Raw genomic sequence first — 17790 nt, forward strand, 5'->3', positions numbered from 1 at the left:
CGCCATGGCCCGCGTCTTTCGCTCTCGCTGTTCGCCCGCCAAGCACGAGTGCGCAAACTTTGGTTCGGCAACCTCAGCCTCGAACCCGCCCTGACGAACACCGCTTGCCGCCTGGCACCCGTCCATCCGGCCACATCGTCGGTCTCCCTTATAATCCGGCATGACCCGAATCCCCCCGCACACGCCCTCGCAGGCGCCCGCCCTGCGCCGCCGCACCGCCCACCGCTCCCCGGCGGCCGCATGAAAACGCCGAAACGTCTACTCCCGCTGGTCGAAGAAGGCCTGATCGACGAAGTCATCTCGCAGTTGATGAGCGGCAAGGAAGCCACCGTCTACGTGGTGCGCAGCGGCGATTCCACCCGTTGCGCGAAGGTTTACAAGGACGCGAAACAGCGCAGTTTCCGCCAGGCCGCATCCTATCGCGAAGGCCGCAAGGTCAAGAACAGCCGTGAGCAGCGCGCGATGGAAAAAGGCAGCCGCTACGGCCGCGAAGTGCAGGAACAGGCGTGGCAGAACGCCGAAGTCGACGCGCTGTTCCAACTCGCTAACGCGGGCGTGCGTGTGCCGCAGCCCTTCATCTGCACCGACGGCGTGCTGCTGATGGAACTGGTGACGGACGCCGACGGCAACGTCGCGCCGCGTCTGAATGACGTGGATCTGAGCGAAGCACGCGCACTCGAATTGCACGCGCAGCTGCTCAAGGAAGTGGTGCGGATGCTGTGCGCCGGCATGATTCACGGCGACCTGTCCGAGTACAACATTCTGCTGGCCGCCGACGGCCCGGTGATCATCGACCTGCCGCAAGCGGTGAATGCCGCGGGCAATCTCGACGCGCCCGCGATGCTGGAGCGCGACGTCGACAACCTGGCCGCGTATTTCGGCCGCTTCGCGCCGGCGCTGCTCGAGGCCGGCTACGGCAAGGAAATCTGGGCGCTGTACGAAGCGGGCGCGTTGCACGTCGATACGACATTGACCGGTCATGTCGAACAGGACACCACGCCGGTCGATCTGGAAGCCGTGCTGCAGGAACTCGAGGATACGCGGCTCGATGAAGAGGCGCGGCTGCGCTACGAAGAGTCGCTGCGCAGCGGGACGTGACGCGCGCAAGCCGCTTCTGCCGTACGTCAAGACGCGTCAGGGCCGCAACGTGAAGCGCCCCCGAAGCGCCCGTGAGCCGCACACGAGCGGCCCCACGAGGCAAACACGCTACGAAACGCGACCCGCTCGCTCCGCCTTCACCGAAGCCCCCGCCCCCGGCGCCCGCCCCATCGACTCCCGCATCGTCACGCTCACCGGAAACTCGCGAAATATCTCCCACGTGGTCCGGTAGCACTGGTTGACGAGCCAGCGCACCGCGTTCTGCGTCAGCTCCGCGGTCGGGATGTGCACCGACGTCAGCCCAGGCGCCGCGTAAGCGGCCGAGTAATCGTCGTCGTAGCCGATCACCGACATCTCGTCCGGCACGGCAATGCCCGCCTGGTGCAGGCGCGCGAGCGCACTCACCGCCATCGTGTCGTTCGCGCAAAAGAGGCCCGTCACGCGCCGCTTCGAATCGAGCACCTTCTGCGTGGCCGCGTAGCCGCCCTCCGGCGAGAAGTCCGATTCGATCAGCGTGACGTCGTCTCGCGCAATGCCGTCACGCGCCAGTTCGGCGAAGAAGCCTTCGAGCCGCGCCTGATTGTCCGACGCGCTGAACGGCCCCGAAATCACCGCGATGTCCCGGTGTCCGTAGTCGAGCAGCGTGCGCGCCGCCAGTTCGCCGCCGCGCCGGTGATCGGCGCAAAACGACGCTTCAGGCAACTGGTCGAACGCCCGGTTGAGGAACACCATCTTTGGATGCATGCGATGCAGCATGTTCAGGTCGTCGTCGTGCAGATCGTGGCTGATCACCACCACGCCGTCGCAATCGCGGCCAATCAGAAAACGCACTGCCTCGATCGCCTGCTCGCGCGGCGACACTTCCCCGCAACCGGTCGCCACCACGACGTGACGGCGCACCGCGCGCAGTTCGGCGTCAGTCTGTTTGAGAATCGTGCCGTAGTAAGAGCCGAAGAAGGTCGGCACGAAAATGCCGATCATGCCGAGCGACTGCGTCGCCATCGCGCGGCCGATCGACGACGGACGGAAGTTCAGCGCTTCGATCGCCGCCTGCACGCGAGCAGCGGCATCGGCCGAGATCGGCCCTTTACCGGAAATGGCGCGCGACGCTGTCGACATGCCCACGCCGGCCAGTGCCGCGACATCCTTGAGAGTAGCCACGCGGATCTCCGTCAAACCATGTTGATTCCAACGACACCTTCGCCGGCGCTACAGCCGCGCGCCGCCCGCGTCGTCGAACAGCGAGACATGCGCGGCGTCGAACGAGAACGCCACGCTGTCTCCTGGCGCGACCGGTGTCTTGCTCTGGTCGATCGATGCGACCTGCTCGCCATGATAGTCGAGCCAGATGACCCGGTGGTTGCCCATCGGCTCGACCAGCGTAACTTTTGCACGCTCGGGGAGTCCCTCGCCCACCCGCACGTCTTCGGCGCGCACACCGAGCACACACGGCTGCCCTTGCTGCGGCGCGCTCTTGAACGCATAGGCCGACACGTCGAGCCGCCAGTGCGCGCCGCAAAACCCGATCGACCCTTCGCGCGACTCCAGCGTGCCCTTGAGCAGATTCATCGCGGGCGAACCGAGGAAGGTCGCGACGAACAGATTGTCGGGGCGCGCGTAGACTTCGGCGGGCGTGCCGAACTGCTGGATCACGCCGCCGCGCATCACCGCCATGCGGGTGGCGAGCGTCATCGCTTCAACCTGATCGTGCGTCACGTAGATCATCGTCGCGCCGAGGCGCTGATGCAGTTGCTTGAGTTCGCGGCGCAATTCGGTGCGCAGTTTGGCGTCGAGATTCGACAGGGGTTCGTCGAACAGGAACACGTCGGCTTCACGCACGATCGCCCGGCCGATCGCCACGCGCTGCCGTTGCCCGCCCGAGAGTTGCGCCGGTTTGCGCTTGAGCAGCGGGCCGAGCTGCAGCATCTCGGAGGCGCGCGCCACGCGCCGCGCGATCTCCGCCTTCGGCGTGCCGTTGATGCGCAGTGCGAACGACAGATTGCGCTCGACGCTCATGGTCGGATACAGCGCATACGACTGGAACACCAGCGCGATGCGGCGGTCTTTCGGATCGGCCCAGGTCATATCCTCGCCCGCGATCTCGATGCTGCCGTCGCTCACGTCGATCAGCCCGGCAATGCTATGCAGCAAGGTGGATTTGCCGCAGCCCGAGGGCCCGAGCAGCACGACGAACTCGCCGGCGCGCACGTCGAGATCGAGATTCTCGATCACGGTGTTCGCGCCGAGGCGAATGGTCAGATTGCGCACCGCGACGTTGGCCGGGTTCGTGAGGCCCGCCGCGTCCGCGACGCCGGGCACGCTTGCCGCGTCGGCACCCGCCTCGTTTGCCGCATTCCCCAACGGATTGCCCAGTGCGTGGCCTACCGCATTGCCCACATCAGCCGCGTTTGTCATGCCCTTGCCCTATCCCTTGACCGCGCCCGACGCAATGCCGCGCACGAACCAGCGACCCGAAATGAAGTAGACCGCGAGCGGCACCATCGACGTCAGAATGGTCGCCGCCATGTTGACGTTATAGAGGCGCTCGCCGGTCGTCGTATTGATGATGTTGTTCAACTGCACCGTCATCGGCAGGTTTTTGGTGCCCGCGAACACGAGGCCGAGAATGAAGTCGTTCCAGATGCCCGTCACCTGCATGATGACCGCGACCACGATGATCGGCGTCGACATCGGCAGCATCAGCTGCACGAAGATGCGCCAGAAGCCGCCGCCGTCGACGCGCGCCGCCTTGAACAGCTCCTGCGGAATCGACACGTAGTAGTTGCGGAACAGCAGCGTCATCACCGGCATGCCGAAGATCGTGTGAATCACGACGATGCCCGGCAGCGAGCTGAACAGATGCACGCTCGCCAGCACGCGCACGAGCGGATAGACCATCACCTGCACCGGAATGAACGCGCCCATCAGCAGCACGCCGAACAGCAGGCCCGCGCCGCGCGGGCGCCAGAACGACAGCGCGTAGCCGTTCAGCGCGCCGACCGCGATCGACAGCACTGTGCTCGGCACGACGATGCGCACCGAGTTCCAGAAGCCGACCCGGATGCCGTTGCAATCGAGCCCGGTACACGCGGACTGCCACGCGGCGCTCCATGCGTCGAGCGTGAAATGCGCGGGAAATGCCAGCAGATTGCCGAGCCGGATCTCGCTCATCGGCTTGACCGAGGTGACAAGCATCACGTAGAGCGGCAGCAAAAAGAACAGCGCCGCGCTCAGCAGGAACGCGTAGACGCCGAGACGCGCGGGCGTGAATGCCGTGCGCCGCCGTTTGTGCGCCCGGCTCGGCGTGCCGCTTTTCAGCGGCGAACTGAGCGTGTTCATCAAACCTCCTTGCGCAGCGCCGCGCGGCTGCGGGCATAGAAGAACGGCGCGAGAATCGCGAGCACCGTCGCCAGCAAGACGATCGAAGCCGCCGACGCGAGACCGATATTGGCACGCCCGAACAGATAATCCATGATGAACTTGGCCGGCACTTCGCTCGCGGTGCCGGGGCCGCCTTGCGTCATCGCGACCACCGCATCGTAGAGCTTCACGACCATCACGAACAGCAGCACGAAGGCGGTGGAGATCGACGGCCCGAGCATCGGCACGACGATGCTCGCATACACGCGCCAGCGCGGAATGCCGTCGATGCGCGCGGCTTTCCACAATTCGTCGTCGATGCCGCGCAAGCCCGCGAGCAGCAGCGCCATCACCAGACCCGAGGCCTGCCACACCGTCGCGATGACGATCGTGTAGATCACCCAATCCTGATCGACGATCCAGTCGAAGCGCGCGTGCGCGAAGCCGAGCTTGTGCAGCACGGCCTGCGCGCCCAACTCCGGATTGAGGATCCATTGCCACACGAGCCCGGTCGCGACGAACGACATCGCATACGGATACAGAAACACCGTGCGCAGCGCGCCTTCCGCCACCACGCGCTGATCGATGAAGATCGCCAGCAGCAGACCGATCACCATGCACGCGACGATGAAGCACGCGCCGTAGATCACGATGTTCTGCAGCGACTGCAGCCAGCGGTCGTTATGAAAAAGCCGCACGTATTGCGTGAAGCCCACGAACGTGTCGGAAGGAAACGTGCGCGAATTGCTGAGCGACACGCGCGCGGTCCAGACCATCGTGCCGAGATACGCGAACACGACGGTCAGGATCATCGGCAGCAGCGCGAGCCACGCCGCGATGGAAAACCGCTTCTTCAGCGGCTTGTGACGCGGCTTCCGGCGAGGCCCGTTGCGGGGCGGCTCGCCGGACCCGGAGCCGTTGGCCGGCAGCTTGAGCGCGTGCATCGCCGCCCGCCTAGCTCTTCAACGCGCTGGCAAACGCTTTCTGCGCGTCGTCGATCGACTGGTTCTTGTTCCAGAAGTTGGTGACGACGTCGATCAGCGCACCCTGCGTGTCGGGCGAGATCAGCATTTCCGCATTCGGCAACTGGCGCGACTTGTCCTTCATGATCGCGATGCCCTCCTTCGCGCAGATGTCGAGACTGCTGGCGTCCACGTCGGGACGAATCGGAATCGAGCCCTTCTTCGCGCTGAACGCGACCTGCGCGGACGGCGAGGTCATCACCGTGGCGAGCAGATTCTGCGCCTTGATCGTCGAAGGGTTGTCGGTCTTCGGGAACACGAACACGTCGCCCGTCACCAGATACGGCGAATGCGGACCGAAGCCGGGGAAGCAGCCGAAGTCCTTGCCCGCGCTCTGATTGGCCGCCGAGAACTCGCCCTTGGCCCAGTCGCCCATGATCTGCACGCCCGCTTTGCCGGTAATCACCAGCGCGGTTGCGTCGTTCCAGTTGCGGCCTGGCGAACCCGGATCGACAAAATCGTGCAGACGCTTGAACGACGCGAGCACCTTCTTGAAGGCGTCCGAATTCACCGCCTTCATATCGCGGTCGCGGTACACCTTCATATACAGATCGGTGCCGCCCACTTCGGCGAGCACCGCGTCGAACGTAATCTTCTCCTGCCACGGCTGGCCGCCGAGCGCGAGCGGAATCACGCCCGCGGCCTTCAGCTTGCCGAGATCGGCGATGAACTCGTCGTAGGTCTGCGGCTCGGCGGTGATGCCGGCCTTCTGGAACACCGGCTTCGAATAGAAGAACCAGGCCAGCATGTGGATGTCGACCGGCGCCGCGTAGTAATGGCCCTTTATCCTGATGCTGTCGACGATCGACGGCGGGAGCATGGTGCTCCAGTTCTCTTTCGCGGCGACCTCGTCGATGTTGTTCAGCAGGCCCTGATCGATCAGGTCGTGAAACTGCTTCGACGTATTGAATTGCGCAGCCGTGGGTGGATCGCCGCCGACGATCCGGTTAATCGCGGTGGAGCGCGCCTGATCGGCGCCCGCGACCGCATTGTCGACCCACTGACCGCCTGCCTTGTTGTACGCATCGGCAAACTGGCGAATCGCGGCCGATTCGCCGCCCGAGGTCCACCAGTGAATCACGTTGGCCTTCAGAGGCTCCGCCTGCGCGACGACGCCATACAACGCCAGTGCCGCAACCACGCCTCGCAAGACCATTTTTTTGCTGTTCATTCCGTCTCCTCCAGGCTTTGCGCCCGTGTTTCAAGTCGACATGCCAACCAGCTCTACCTGCTGCTCCGTCAATCGTTACGTCCTCGCTCCCCGCTCCTTCAAAAACTTCGCGACCAGCTCCGCGCTGCGTTTGAGCGTGCGCTTCTGCGTCGCGTAATCGACATGCACGATGCCGAAGCGCCGCTCGTAGCCGAACGCCCACTCGAAGTTGTCCATCAGCGACCAGAGGAAATAGCCGCGAATCTCGACACCGGCCTTGATCGCCTCGTCGACCGCGGCGAGATGGCGCTTCAGAAACGAGATGCGCTGGCTGTCGTCCACCTTGCCGTCGATCACCTGATCGTCCGAGGCCATGCCGTTTTCGGTGATGTAGATGGGCGGCAGGTTGGCGTAAGTCCCCTTGAAACCGGTCAGCAGGTCGCGCAAGCCGTCGGGATGCACTTCCCAGCCCATCTGCGTGCGCTCGACGCCTTCGAGCGGCACTTCCCTGAAACCGTGCGCGCCGTCGCTCGCGACGTTCGTGCGGAAATAATAGTTGATGCCGAGGAAATCGAGCGGCGCGGAAATCGTTTTCATGTCGCCGTCGAGCACGAGCGGCTCCGTGCCCGGCCACAATTCGAACAGGTCTTGTGGATATTCGCCCTTGAGCAGCGGGTCGAGAATCCACGCGTTGTGCTGGACTTCGAACAGATGCGCGGCGCGCTGGTCGGCCGCGCTGTCGCTATTGGCCGTGCCGCGGCCGATGTTGGCGACGATGCCCTTTTGCGAGCGCGGATCGTTGGCCCGCAGCACCGGCACGGCGAGACCGTGCGCGAGCAGCAGATGATGCATCGCCTGCGTCGCGAAGCGGCCGTTGGCAAGGCCCGGCGCATGATGGCCGTTGCCGTAGCCGAGATACGCGGAGCACCACGGCTCGTTGAGCGTTCCCCATGCATCGACCGAGCCGGCCAGTTCACGGCTCATCAGGTCGGCGTAGTCGGCGAAACGGTACGCGGTGTCGCGATTGAGCCAGCCGCCGCGATCTTCCAGATGCTGCGGCAAGTCCCAGTGATACAGCGTGACGAAGGTCGAGATGCCCTTCTCTTTCAGACGCGCGAGCAGGCGCCTGTAGAAGTCGATGCCCTTGCGGTTCGGCGCGCCCGCCGCGTCCATCACGCGCGGCCATGCGATCGATAGCCGATAGGCTTCGAGACCGAGCCCCGCCAGCAGATCCACGTCCGCTTCCCAGCGATGGTAGTGATCGCAGGCCACGGCGCCCGTGTCGCCGGCCAGCACCTTGCCGGGCGTCGCCGAGAAGGTGTCCCAGATCGACGGCAGGCGGCCGTCTTCATGGATCGCGCCTTCGATCTGATACGACGCGGTGGCCGCGCCGAGCAGGAAGTTCTTGCGCCACAGCGACGAATCCGCGGGCGGCGTGAAAGGATCGGCGAGCGAATGGGGGGAGATCGGATCCAGTACTGCGGATGGGTCGTTTGCCATGGATTCTCCTGCGCTGAGGTCGTTGAACCGGGTGTGGCGGAGCCGTCGTTCGACCCATGTAAATGCTTGGGTGGAAGCGCTTCCACACTGACCAGCGAACAATAGCAGCGGCGGATTCACCGCAGCAATCAGGGTTTGTCTGGAGCGGGGCCGGCGTCTGGGTTCATGGGGTTCTGAAGCGTGTTCACTCGCGTCTGAACTCGGGCAGCGCAAGCTGTGCATAGCTTACGGTCCGATGGTTCGGAGCGCCGAGCGTTGGGATGGTTGAACGCCCTTCTTTTCATCGTTCAGTGACGACCGGAGGCATGCTCCTTGCAGATGGACGGGCAATCGCCATCGATAGATCGCCGCAGAATTTGGAAACGCGTCGGACTGTATGGTTTTGGGTTCAGGCTGATGGCTCTTACTACTCGCGGAACCGCGAAAAACCTGGCCGCATTGTCGTCTCGAGTAAAAGCATTTCAAGTGCAGGAATTTCGGGAACTGCCGATTCAATCGCATTGCAGAAAGCAATGATGTGAGACGGCAGTATCTGCGTCTCTTTTCGCATTTTTTCATATTGCCTGCATGTTCCTGATTCGCGGTTTCGAGCGGGTTTCAGCCGGCCATTACATCAAAAGCATCAAGAGGCAACGTGATACGATTTCCCGTCTCAATCGCTGCGTCTCGCCCAAAATCCATGCGCAAACTCGCCCGTCTGCTTTTCTTGCTCATAATCGCATCCCCGCTCCCGGTCCTGGCGCAAGGCATCAGCAATCCAGACTACGATCAATGCATCCTGCAATCGCTGAGAGATAGTCAAAGCACCATAGCGGCAAACGAGATCAGACGCTCGTGCGAAGCGCTTTACAGAAACGGCGCGCTGCTATTGCCTCGGGAACGGTCGTATCACGTGTGTGTCCTGCAGAATTTGCAGAGTGTGAGAGGCCAATTTGCGATTCAACAGATCCTGCGGGCATGCCAGCGCCAGAATCAGATGTAAGCCATAGTTCGTTACTCAGTAAGCCAACCCATCCGCGCGACGAGCGCGCTGGCCGCGCACGATTGGGATGCGAACGGCGAATGACCGTGCGGGGCGCCGCTGGTCCGTTGCATAGGCGCAGGTAGAATCGTCGATAGTCTTCGAGCAGGCATTCAACTAAGCAGGAGGTCGAACCGATCCCTCATGAACAAAAGCCCCATGAAGCTCTATTTCAGCCGCAACTACAACCCGCGCCTCGCCGTTGCCGTGGCGCGCTATCTGAACTCACCGGTCGAGTTCGAATTCGCGTCCCCCTTCTCCCCGGACGAGAGCGAGAAGTTTCTCAAACTCAATCCAAACCAGGGCCTTCCCATTCTGGTCGAGGGGGAAACGACACTGTGGGAAGCGGACGCGATCGCTTGCCGGCTCTCGCGCCTCGCCAGGTCCGACTTCTGGCCGACAGGCGACGCCATGCCGGACCTCATCCGCTGGATCAGCTGGGGCTACTGGAATTTCGTGCGTGCCTGCGATCAGGTTCATTTCGAACGGGTGACCAAACAGCGTTACGGCCTCGGTCCGGTGAGGCGCGAGGTCGTCGAGGAGGGCTTGAGCCAGTTCACGTCCTCGGCCGCGATTCTGGAGCAGCATCTCGCGCACAGGGATTGGCTTGTCGGCGGCGAGCCCACCTACGCCGATTTTCGCGTCGCCTGTGTGTTGCCGTTCGCCGAACTCGCCGGCCTGCCGCTCGCCGATTTCTCGCGCGTCGAAGCCTGGCATGCGCGGCTCATGGAAATCCCCGCGTGGCGGGATCCATTCGCAGGGCTCGACGCGCCTGAACTGCCCCCGGTAAGAGCGCAAGCGAGATGACTCCCGGCGGCGTCCGTCATGGCGACGCCGCGCCCGCACAACACGACCTCGACGACTCGCGCTTGAGGGTTTTCCTTAGTCTCAGGCACGGCAACATGCTAATGGTTGGCCGTCGATGGACATGCTAGGATTTCTTCAAACAACTCCGGAAACTGCTATGCCGTTCATCTGCGAAAACGTTGAATGTCGTGCCGTGCTGGCTCGTGGGCAAGTCAGATCCACTCACGAGGACGAGAGGTGGTACTTCTACTGCCCGGACTGCAAAGCCAGGAACGAGTTGAAAAATATCGGCATACCTGGCGGTCCTGTCGAGTTGGTTCAGCCGGAAAGATCCGACCTTCCGCATAAGGTCATAGCGACTGCCCGGCCATTGGAAGACGGCAGGTACGCAGCGCAATTGCGCGTTCAAAGGGCGCTCAGTATGAAAGGCGTTTTCGCGGCCGAAGAGCACTGGGAGCAGCTCGGTGTCTTCCTCGACGCGCAAGAGGCCGTCGCGCATGCGAAGTCCAGGGCAGCAGACTTGCTGGAGCGAAAGGCCTAGTCTCGCGTGGCGCGTTTCATTGCGCCGCAGGAATCAATGCGCGGATCTTTACGGCCCATCACCGTGGATCCGCGTGACGACGTCGTGCTGTACGGTGCGCATGCCGTGCAGAAACGATTCAGCTTTCCGTACGCTCCACGAAGCGGCATGAACGAATTCCGCACCTCTGCGAAACACAATGTGAGTGGTGCGAATCGAATCAACCTTAACTCACGAAGCGCCACTCGCAGCAAGCTTGACAAATAGCCTGGCCGCTTCGTTGCCATGAGATAAGGCGCGCAATGCAAGGGAGAGCGCTAGCTGTGCGTCGTGAGAGACCGCGCTACGATCCTGATCGAAGAGCTTGACGGCGTGGCGCATATGCTGCGCCGCCTGCGTGTGAAGCTCCACGGCCGCCGCATGATGTTTTGCCACGTCCGCGGCACTGACGCTCGCGCCGCTCGATGGAGGCGTTATCGACGGTGTATTGGCGTTGTGCGCGCCTGCGTCGTGTGCCTGATCGATTGCATGCAGCGTGTGGCCGTGGGCCATCATCGCCTGATGTGCGGCGTGGGCAAAGTCTCGACCGTCCTCGAAATGACGCGCCGCCTCGCGGTGATGTCGCGCCGCCTGCTCGTGATGCGACGCCGCGGCTTCGAGATGACCCTTCTTGCTGTGCTTCGTGTTCATGCCGGCTCCTGTGCAATTCAGGACTGACTCCGATGGCGACCGGTTCGAAGACACTCGCGGGTCGCAAACTACAAGCCCCTAATCTACACGCACCCAGGCCTTCTGTGGCATTGGCGTGTCGTGGAAAATCGGTATCGTGTTGCGCCTGGATGCCGAACGGAGTTCGTGTGGTGAGCGAGCTTGCATTCGAGTGCGGCCGGCCTGCTGGGTTGCATGCGCTCCGCCTGTCTGAAGACTGCGCGAGCGCCGCGACTTCGATCACGCTGCGTTGACAAGTCCCAGTTGTTGCATCGCGGTCAAGCCATCGTCCAACCCGATTTCTTCGACTATCTTGCCGTCTTTGAGCCGTAGCACGGTTGTGCCGGTAAAGCGCATTGTCCGACCGGTCGCAGGCGGTAACGATCCCACGAGGAAATCGCCGAATGCCGGACCGGTATGTGTGCCGCCACCTTCCCAGCGGCCAACCACATATTCCCCCTCGGCGATGAGATCAGCGGCGCCCCAGAAATTGAGGTCCGGGAACGCTTCGCGGAAATCGGTCATGAATGCCTTGATGTCCTCGCGGCCACGGCGCGGTTCGTGAAGCGAGTATTGAAGCAGCATGTCAGGAGCAGCAAGCTCATCGACGATGTCGAGGTTGCATGTCTTGCCCCAGAAATCAGTGAACCAGCGGCCCACGACGGCCTTGTTGTCATCTTCCCTGGACATGGTGAATTCCTCGTTGAAAGTGGGTGAGAGAGGGAAACGCAATCGCTTCCCTCTGCATGAACACTATCGGCGCAAGCATTCCGCCGCCCCCCGTTTCTTGCTGGAATACTCGATAAGCCAACACGCGGCCGATGGCGACGAGGGTGACGTGCCACTTCGGCGGCAGCGCATCGCGCACGCGCAAGCAAGGGCGACACGACGGCATAGCGGTTTGCGTTCGGCGTCCCCTGCACTCACGGCAAATAGACAGCAAGAATCGGAGTGCCGGCATCGATTCGCTGCCATATCTTGTCCATGCGATCGCACCGTAGACGAGGCCGGCCCGGGAGCAATGGTGTGCTCGAATCACATATATCCCGCGGGCGTCCGGTCGCCAATCCGGCCTTCGCGCAGCGCGCGCCCGTCCTTCACTGACTGGAGTCAAACAATGTTGCCCTTTCTCTCGCTTCATGCACTCGCAGCCCAACGCGGCGATGGACTGCGCCCCGAACTCAAAGCCTTGTTCGAACACCATGCCGGGCTGGCGACCGGTCTCACCGCTGCTATCGAGCCTGTCGAAACAGAGTGTTTTTCTCAGCCCACGGGCGACGCTGGCAACGTTTCTCTGAAGGAGTGCGGCGCCGACGGGCCGACGGCGAGCGTTTCATGCCTGGGTGAGAGCGGACAGTAAGACGCGAACTTCTGAACGACCTGGAAGGGCCGACGAGAGCCAGTCGCCGGCTCTGTCACATGCCGGGTACAGGCGCAGTTCAACAGAAGCGGGGAGTCGGACGGGCCGCGCCGACTTTGCCGCCTATCGTTTCGCTGCGCTTTTCCGCGCATCGGTCCTCCCGGGAAGAATGGGCGACGGGGTGTGCCGAATGCCAACGCATCACTGGCCCCTCAGCCCTTCCCTCCTGCTTCAAACCCACCCCGATCAAAAGCCTCGCAATATACCTTCCAGTCGTCCCCAACCTGCGTCGCGCATTGCGTCGCAAGATCGATCAGCGGCAACTGCCAGTCTTTACGATTGCCGAACACAATCAGCTCGTCGGCAATCGACGACTTCTGCCGCCCGCCGCTGCGCAGATGCGCCCACGCGCTCAACTCGGCCATGCTGTTGATCACCGCTTCGAGCCGCGGCAGTTTGCCGTTCCAGTCGCTCAACGCAACCCGGTCTTCCGACGGCTGCAGGCTGCGCAGCACATACGAACGCCGATTGAAATCGACCGCATGCAGGAACGCCTGCGAGACCGCCTGATTGCGCCGCTGCACTTCGACGACGCGCTGCGCCTCGGTCTGCCACTGCGGCTGCGGCGTGTGCAGATGCGGCGTGAGCGACGAAGGCAGCGCCTCTTTCAGATCGATCAGATAGTTGCCATCCGGCGACCCCTTGCCTTCGACGAGAATCACATAGCGGTCCACGCCGAGACTGCCCGTGCCGGCGATCCGCCGCGCCACGTCGAGGATGCGATAGAAGTCGGGATTGGGCTCGCTCGCGGCGAACCGTTGCATGAATTGCGTGACGGCCGCGCGCTGTTCGTCGGTCACGGGTAGCGCTTTCTTGCCGTCCACTTTCAGCACGCGTGTCTTGCCCTTGAGCACCGTGCGCCGCTCCAGATGCGCCGCGCGCGTGCGGCTTGCCAGTGCATCGAACAGATCGCGCACCATGCCGACCGCAGTCTCCGCCTCGATCCAGCGCGACTTGCCCACCGCGAGCGCCGCGCCGTACGCGTCCACCGCCGTGTGGCAGAGCGCCAGCGCCTGCGCGCGGCTCAGCTTGAGGTCGGCGGCGCCGACCAGCACGCTCGTCAGCAGACGCACCAGTTCGTATAGCGCGGGCGCGAGACAGGCTTCATCGAAATCGTTGTTGTCGAAGTAGATCAGGCGATTGTCGGCCTTGTAGCTGCCGAAATTTTCCAGATGCATGTCGCCGCAAATCCAGACCGGCGGCGCATCGTCGAGCACCTTCTCGCGCGGCAGACGTTCATAGAACAGATGACAGGTGCCGCGCAAAAATACGAACGGCGAACTGCGCATGGCTTTGTATTTCATCGCGAGCCGTTCGGGATCGCGCCCGGCGTTGAAACTGGCGATGATCTTCGCGATGTCGGGCATGGGCGTTCCGTTCGTTGAGCGCAATGCGGCTCGGTGGCAGGGAAGCGGCTTCATACGGTTTCATGCCGCCCGGTGCGGGTTCAGCGCATGCTCGATGCTCGCGCAGCGAATCATGCGGCCGCGTGGGATGGGCCACGTCGTGTTCGCCGCGGGCGTCGGCCTCGATGTTGCCGACAGGCCGCCATCGCCGCCACCCCGCTCGCACGACCATTGCATGATAAGCGCCACCTGCACAGCCGCGCTAGCGCCCCGTCATCAGATAGTACCGCCCGTCGGCACTCACGTTGAACCCGAAACCGCACGCCGTCGGCGAGCCGCGCGTATGCACGTCGAGCGTTTCCGGCTCCGAAAGGCTGAACTCGATCAGGCATTTGTCGCCGCGCTGCTCGTACGGCGCGAGCGTGCCGATCTTCGCGGTGGCGTCGATCGGCCCGTTGCCGCCGGCCTCGGTCATCGGCACGCGCGCCACGCCGTCGAAGAACCGCACATAGGCCGACATGCTGCCCATGTTCGCGCTGGGCTCGCCGTCCGGGCCCACGGTGGGATAGACGAAATCGCCGTCGATCCGGTAGACGCCGCGTCGCCCTTTCACCGGCTTCATGTCGATGCTGTTCCACGCGCCAAAGAACATATAGCGGCTAAAGCGCGCGCCGGGCGGCGGTATGCCCGTCACCACTGCTTTGTTCGAAATCGCTTCCAGACGCTGACGCGCGGCGGCCACCGCGCGGCCGAGCAGCGCGTCGCTCGGGTAGTCGTCGCCGCGGCTCACCGCGCTCCGGTAGTAGGCGCGCGCGTCGGGGAACGCGCCGAGCTTCTGTTGCACGTCGCCCTGATGGACCAGCGCCATCGCTACGCGCGAGCGCGCCGAACTGGTCGCCTTCGGCGAGTTCTCCTCGGCGGCCCGCATCGCGGCGGCCTCGGCGAGCGAGGCTTCCATTGCAACCAGCGTCTGCGCGTCCTTGATACGTCCCGCTTCGAGCGCGGCCACGCCGAGCGCCGCGCACGAAGCATTCGTGCGGCACGCGATGTCCTTGCCTGCCAGCAGGTTGCGTCGATACAACTCGGCGCGCGAATCGGCCTGCTGCGTTTGCGTTTGCGTTTGCGTTTGCGTCTGCGTTTGCGTTTGCGTCTGCGTTTGCGCCACGGCGAACGCCGGCATGAGCGCGGCACTCGCGCCCAGAACGGCAAGCATAGCCACGGCGAACATGGTTCTGACGTTCATGAACAGGAGAATACGACGGGGATCATGTGTTTCGGCGTTTCTTTTCGATGTGCCGCTTCGAACACATGTCTTGTGCCCGTGACATGCACGACTCACACCACCCGCGCTGACGCGGCCACTGCCCGTGATGCTGACAGAAAATCGGCGCCTGCGCGAATCCGTTCGGGCGCCGCCGGTCGCCGGCCTCGCATGCGACGGACAGGAAAACCGCAGCGCGCCACGCTCTATGTCGCGCGCATGGCGATCGCATCGCGTCGCGCCACGTCGATACATCGGCAACGCGCCACACCGCGCAGCGCCGGTTCGCGTTGCTGCCGCGAGTTGGGGGCTGGCGTTCGCGGCCGACGCGCGATGGAACGGGCGCGTCCAGAAGCTACCGCCAGGCCACGCGCATCGAGCGCCATTTTTGCGAACGCGCGGCTGCACACTACTTTGTTTATAGAATGATCGCCAATACCCGCCGTCTATCGCACACGACACAAGCGCGCTTTTTCAGGCACGCTCCTGTGCGCCGAACTTCTTGCGATACGCCGCCGGACTCGTCAGCGCGACGCGCCGAAAATGGCGCCGCAGCGATTCTTCAGAACCGAAGCCCGCGACTTGCGCGACGCGCGCCATCGGCCACGAAGCCTGCGCTTCGAGCAATTCGCGCGCAATCGCAACCCGTTCCCGCACGACCCACTCGAAGAGCGCCATGCCGGTCGCGTCGCGAAACTGCCGCTGCAGCGTGCGCGGGCTCATCGCGGCGCGTTCCGCGAGCGAGCCCAGCGTGTGCGGCTCGGCCGGATGCGTGCGCACCCAGTCCATCAGTTTCGCCAGCCGCCCGCTCTCGTCCTGCGGCATCGGCCGCGGCACGAACTGCGCCTGCCCGCCCTCGCGATGCGGCGGCACCACGAGCCGTTGCGCGACCCGATTCGCCACCGCGCCGCCATGATCGCGCCGCACCAGGTGCAACAACATGTCGAGCCCCGCCGCCGATCCCGCCGACGTGATGATCCGGCCTTCGTCGATATAGAGCGCGTCGGGTCGCACGTTCAACTGCGGGTAACGCTGCTGCAATTTTTCGGCGTAGCGCCAGTGGGTCGTGACCGTCTTGCCGTCGAGCACGCCTGCGGCCGCCAGCACGAACACACCGGAACAGATCGAACACAGCCGCGCGCCGCGCTCATAAGCGGCGCGAATCTTTTTCAGAAGCGGTGCGGGCGGCACTTCGTCCGCGTCGCGCCAGCCGGGAATGACGATGGTGTCGGCGCGCTCCAGCAGCTTCAGCGTGTATGGCGCGGCGATCGTGATGCCGCCCGCCGCGCGAATCGGACCGGCTTCGACCGCGCACACCGCGAAGCGATACCAGTCGACGCCGAGCTCGGGACGTTCGAGCGCGAACAGTTCGGTCACGCAGCCGAATTCAAAGGTGCAGAGCCGGTCGTAAGCCAGTGCGACGACGAGGTGATTGTGCATGGCGCAATGTTACTGGAGATTGCAATTGCGCCAGTCGAATAGACGACGAGGCGATGCGACGACTCGCGCTTTTTGGGCCCGCGAGACAGCACGTCTCAGGAGGGTATGGCTCTGAGCCAAACGGCCGGGGCAGACCGGATCGGCAAAGGCCAAATCCAGCCCAGGCCTCGTCTATTCAAAGCGGCGGACGGTCCAGCTCGATCCACCGCTGCACGGAAGGCCTCTCCCATTGGCGCGCAGCGTAATCCATTAACCGTGCCGGCACCCGATCGCCATGCATGATGAGGCGATTCAGCATCAACGCGAGGTCCGTATCGGCGATACACCAATTCCCGAAGAGATTGGGCGCATCTCCAGCGAGCAGCGCCTCGGCCGCAGAAAACAACTTTCGCGCCGCCGCTTCGGCCGCAAAGGTGAGCGGCGCCCCTGCCTGACCGTAGAACACCACCTCCGTCGAACGCTCCTGCCGGATCGGCATCAGATCGCTGCGAAGCCAGGCTTGCATCTGGCGCGCCCTTGCCCGAAGAAATCTGTCCTGAGGGTAGACGAGCGTTTCTGGAAACGCTTCGTCGAGATACTCGGTGATCGCCGACGACTCCGACAAAGCGAAGTCCCCATGCACGAGCGTCGGTACGCGCTGTGTCAACGAACGGGCCGCGTAGCTCGCTTCATGGTTCGCTTGACTGCCGAGATCCACGCTCGACAGGTCAAACGGCAATCGCTTCTCGTGAAGGGTCACAAAGACCGACATTGCGTAAGGGCTCGTGAACTGGGCATCGGCGTATAGACGAAGACGACTTTCCTGCAAGATGCTCTCCCTGGCGGGTTACGTTGGTGAGGAACCTCGATGATATCCGGCTCAGACCGCGTTCGATCACGGGGGCACCTGCACGAGAAAACCCAGTTTGAAAAAACTCTCACCGGTTCGACACGACATCCAGACAATGGGCTAACTAGATCGTTATCATTTGAATTGGACTACCTCAAATCCGTCCAGGCTTTTCCGTCAAAGCAAAATCAGGCCCTCACGGATGTCTTCAAAAAATTCGAAAGAGCCGACCTGCCGAACGCAAATCAGCCATTTGTATTAAAATGTACGGACTAGTTAGTTTTAAATGCACGCACTACGCTGCCGAA

Annotated in this window: 17 protein-coding genes; 5 read left to right on the top strand and 12 right to left on the bottom strand. The window is 63.2% G+C overall.

Going from position 1 to position 17790, the window contains the following annotated elements; genetic code table 11:
- Positions 1–240 precede the first annotated feature (240 nt).
- Positions 241–1098 (top strand): PA4780 family RIO1-like protein kinase, encoded by an 858-nt coding sequence (locus PQQ53_RS10730; RefSeq protein WP_408142692.1) that lies wholly within the window; start codon positions 241–243, stop codon positions 1096–1098.
- Between the two features lie 108 nt (positions 1099–1206).
- Here PQQ53_RS10730 and PQQ53_RS10735 read toward each other — a convergent pair whose 3' ends face one another.
- From PQQ53_RS10735 to PQQ53_RS10760, 6 genes are all read right to left on the bottom strand, one after another.
- A complete protein-coding gene (locus PQQ53_RS10735; RefSeq protein ID WP_408142694.1) occupies positions 1207–2259 on the bottom strand; it encodes a LacI family DNA-binding transcriptional regulator in 1053 nt (350 codons plus the stop codon).
- 48 nt (positions 2260–2307) lie between these two features.
- Positions 2308–3513: an ABC transporter ATP-binding protein gene (locus PQQ53_RS10740; protein ID WP_408324035.1), complete on the bottom strand. Its 1206-nt coding sequence runs from the start codon at positions 3511–3513 to the stop codon at positions 2308–2310.
- Between the two features lie 9 nt (positions 3514–3522).
- Complete coding sequence (locus PQQ53_RS10745) at positions 3523–4437, bottom strand: carbohydrate ABC transporter permease (RefSeq protein WP_408324037.1); 915 nt, start codon at positions 4435–4437, stop codon at positions 3523–3525.
- Positions 4437–5402 (bottom strand): carbohydrate ABC transporter permease, encoded by a 966-nt coding sequence (locus PQQ53_RS10750; RefSeq protein ID WP_408153126.1) that lies wholly within the window; start codon positions 5400–5402, stop codon positions 4437–4439. The genes PQQ53_RS10745 and PQQ53_RS10750 overlap by 1 nt, the downstream gene beginning before the upstream one ends.
- A 10-nt stretch (positions 5403–5412) precedes the next feature.
- Positions 5413–6651: an ABC transporter substrate-binding protein gene (locus tag PQQ53_RS10755; RefSeq protein ID WP_408324039.1), complete on the bottom strand. Its 1239-nt coding sequence runs from the start codon at positions 6649–6651 to the stop codon at positions 5413–5415.
- Between the two features lie 75 nt (positions 6652–6726).
- Complete coding sequence (locus tag PQQ53_RS10760; RefSeq protein WP_408153127.1) at positions 6727–8130, bottom strand: GH1 family beta-glucosidase; 1404 nt, start codon at positions 8128–8130, stop codon at positions 6727–6729.
- Between the two features lie 679 nt (positions 8131–8809).
- On the opposite strand from PQQ53_RS10760, the gene PQQ53_RS10765 reads away from it, so the two are divergent.
- The 3 genes from PQQ53_RS10765 (at position 8810) to PQQ53_RS10775 (ending at position 10499) form a co-directional block, all read left to right on the top strand.
- Positions 8810–9112 carry a VF_A0006 family four-cysteine protein gene (locus tag PQQ53_RS10765; protein WP_408142707.1) on the top strand — a complete coding sequence of 101 codons (303 nt, stop codon included), beginning with the start codon at positions 8810–8812 and terminating at the stop codon, positions 9110–9112.
- A gap of 198 nt (positions 9113–9310) precedes the next feature.
- Complete coding sequence (locus PQQ53_RS10770) at positions 9311–9958, top strand: glutathione S-transferase family protein (protein WP_408324041.1); 648 nt, start codon at positions 9311–9313, stop codon at positions 9956–9958.
- Between the two features lie 157 nt (positions 9959–10115).
- A complete protein-coding gene (locus PQQ53_RS10775) occupies positions 10116–10499 on the top strand; it encodes a hypothetical protein (protein ID WP_408142711.1) in 384 nt (127 codons plus the stop codon).
- 210 nt (positions 10500–10709) lie between these two features.
- Here PQQ53_RS10775 and PQQ53_RS10780 read toward each other — a convergent pair whose 3' ends face one another.
- Positions 10710–11168, bottom strand: a complete 459-nt coding sequence (locus tag PQQ53_RS10780; protein ID WP_408142713.1) for a hypothetical protein — start codon at positions 11166–11168, stop codon at positions 10710–10712.
- Between the two features lie 258 nt (positions 11169–11426).
- Positions 11427–11876: an ester cyclase gene (locus PQQ53_RS10785; protein WP_408142715.1), complete on the bottom strand. Its 450-nt coding sequence runs from the start codon at positions 11874–11876 to the stop codon at positions 11427–11429.
- 427 nt (positions 11877–12303) lie between these two features.
- Here PQQ53_RS10785 and PQQ53_RS10790 point away from each other — a divergent pair, with 427 nt between their 5' ends.
- Positions 12304–12546, top strand: a complete 243-nt coding sequence (locus PQQ53_RS10790; protein ID WP_408324042.1) for a hypothetical protein — start codon at positions 12304–12306, stop codon at positions 12544–12546.
- 212 nt (positions 12547–12758) lie between these two features.
- Here the strand turns inward: PQQ53_RS10790 and PQQ53_RS10795 are convergent, their stop codons facing one another.
- The 4 genes from PQQ53_RS10795 to yfcF form a co-directional block, all read right to left on the bottom strand.
- Positions 12759–13973: a DUF2252 domain-containing protein gene (locus PQQ53_RS10795; RefSeq protein WP_408142717.1), complete on the bottom strand. Its 1215-nt coding sequence runs from the start codon at positions 13971–13973 to the stop codon at positions 12759–12761.
- Positions 13974–14214: 241 nt separating this feature from the next.
- Positions 14215–15180: a tetratricopeptide repeat protein gene (locus PQQ53_RS10800; protein WP_408324044.1), complete on the bottom strand. Its 966-nt coding sequence runs from the start codon at positions 15178–15180 to the stop codon at positions 14215–14217.
- A gap of 507 nt (positions 15181–15687) precedes the next feature.
- Positions 15688–16653, bottom strand: a complete 966-nt coding sequence (gene ftrA / locus PQQ53_RS10805; RefSeq protein WP_408324046.1) for a transcriptional regulator FtrA — start codon at positions 16651–16653, stop codon at positions 15688–15690.
- Between the two features lie 175 nt (positions 16654–16828).
- Positions 16829–17461, bottom strand: a complete 633-nt coding sequence (gene yfcF / locus PQQ53_RS10810) for a glutathione transferase (RefSeq protein WP_408153134.1) — start codon at positions 17459–17461, stop codon at positions 16829–16831.
- Between the last annotated feature and the right edge of the window lie 329 nt (positions 17462–17790).

Origin of the sequence: Paraburkholderia strydomiana (assembly GCF_046030495.1) — a bacterium.
Classification (GTDB): domain Bacteria; phylum Pseudomonadota; class Gammaproteobacteria; order Burkholderiales; family Burkholderiaceae; genus Paraburkholderia; species Paraburkholderia strydomiana_A.